The sequence below is a fragment of the Ectobacillus panaciterrae DSM 19096 genome (assembly GCF_000430785.1).
In the GTDB taxonomy this organism is placed as follows: domain Bacteria; phylum Bacillota; class Bacilli; order Bacillales; family Bacillaceae_G; genus Ectobacillus; species Ectobacillus panaciterrae.
In genome coordinates this window covers 1-1,840 of sequence record NZ_AUMR01000185.1, presented here as the reverse complement: position 1 = coordinate 1,840, position 1,840 = coordinate 1, and the positions used below count along the sequence as shown (strand labels likewise).

Genomic DNA, 1,840 nt, shown 5'->3' with positions numbered 1-1,840 from the left:
TAGGGGGGGGAATAGGGGGGGAATAGGGGGGACCGCAGGGTTGACCTCACAATTTAGCAAACAACTGATCTCTTGCAGTGCGGCTTCTGTATTAGGCTTGTACGGGCTTTTTACTGGTTACAGAGAAACATAGGGTGCAGTGTTAAAATTCACACTGGATAGTATACTGTATTTGGTAAGGGCTGGTTTGTTACCAAGTGGCTGCTCAGTGCCTGTGCTCTCTGGTTTGGATCGAGATTCGTTCCTGGAAGGCCTGAAAACATTAAATTATCAGGCCTAGTATCATGCGGAAGTCCTAGGGAATGTCCGATTTCATGTGCCAATGTCTTGTAGTCTGCCTTATCATTAAGAAAAATATATGATATACCACCAGAAGTACTTGGTAAGTTCCAAGTGCATCCCCAAAAATTATTGCCTGAACCCGGCATAAAGAAAACGGAGATGTATCTGTCATCCTGATTATATTGATATAAACCGCTATTTATCCGGTCGAATTTATGAGCTTCATCACATGTCATATCATCGGTCGTAATAGGAATTGCGAAATTTTTGCTCTTTTCAGTCGTGGAAAAATAGTGAACGGTTGTAGGCCAAGGAAAATCCTGAGTCAACGTTATTCCGAAATTTTTCCACACTTTAGTTGCCTCTCTAAGAATTTCAATAACTCTCGTCCACTCTGTTCCGTTCCAACCGGTTTGGGGATCATTAACAAAAAATATCTTTAAAGTAACATATGGGTCTCCCACATTACTTCTTTCATCAAATACAACTTGTTCACCCCTACGTGGAATTTCTTCACTTCCACATAACTCTGGAAAGTGTTTTTTAAACTCTTGACTACTACAATGAATATCATCACTCTCATACGTATAGCCAAATTTGTTAGTCGTATAAGGCATATATTTTTGACGGTATTTTTTATTAGAATTCATTTTTTCACTCCTGAATTAAAATTCTGATAATGCTCGTACATATTCAATATATTAAGAAATTTAATAGAGTGCTTGGACAACTATTACCGAAAAAAATAATGTATACCCTATACATGTGAGGTTTACATAACATCTCATTATCGGTAGTTGTTTCAATTCAAGAATCTTTTTGTACCAAGGGTTCTTTTTATTTTCCACTATTATGAAATATGCATGATTTTATACATTGCCGCAATGGTGCAGGTTTTCAGATTCCAGTTTGTGATCCGGTATACCGAAAAACTGTATAAAATCTTGCATATTCCAACAGCCAGGAGGGGTGTTGTTATTTGTTTCCTTATCGATTAAATGCAATATTTTACCGATTGAAATTATCTTTTCATCTGAATTATTATAAATTCGAATTGACATTTTACACAAAATACCTTTACATGCAAAAGGATCCAAGTTTTAAACATGGCTCTTTTTGTATCTAGGGCTTTGTCCCATTGCCATCAAGTGTAGCTTTAGAATAGCGATTGATCAAATTGATACTAATAACCTTGATAAACGAACAAAAAAAGAGCGTGTTTTGAAAAAAGTTTGATTATTTCTGTGATCCTTCCCCCATTAAAGCACCCATCTCCTGAACATATAGGAAGTTTATGTTTTGCTAGTTTTATCGTGTTTCTACTGCTTTTGATTGAGAATGTTTTTTGCAGATTCAATTATAATGTTAGACTGATCTAGTTGAATGAAATGACCACTTCCCGACACAATTTTATTCTGACTACTAGTAGACCAGGATGTCATACTTTGTTGAAGTTTTAACCATTCTGGATACTCTTTAATAGTATTAGCCGAAGATAATATAAAAACCGGCAGATTGCCAAAACCTTTGCCCTCAGCTTTGCGTACCTGATTAGCTG

General features: G+C 36.4%; 2 protein-coding genes. Both read right to left on the bottom strand.

Annotated features, from left to right (window positions below; translation table 11 throughout):
- Positions 1-149 precede the first annotated feature (149 nt).
- Positions 150-932 carry a M12 family metallo-peptidase gene (locus tag H540_RS0122125; RefSeq protein WP_028402419.1) on the bottom strand — a complete coding sequence of 261 codons (783 nt, stop codon included), beginning with the start codon at positions 930-932 and terminating at the stop codon, positions 150-152.
- A gap of 669 nt (positions 933-1,601) precedes the next feature.
- Positions 1,602-1,840: hypothetical protein (locus tag H540_RS34275; RefSeq protein WP_034671721.1), on the bottom strand; the 239-nt coding region annotated here is incomplete at its 5' end.

Coding starts and splice junctions, on each gene's coding strand:
- H540_RS0122125 (WP_028402419.1), bottom strand. CDS start 932: ATGAATTCTAATAAAAAATACCGTCAAAAATATATGCCTTATACGACT.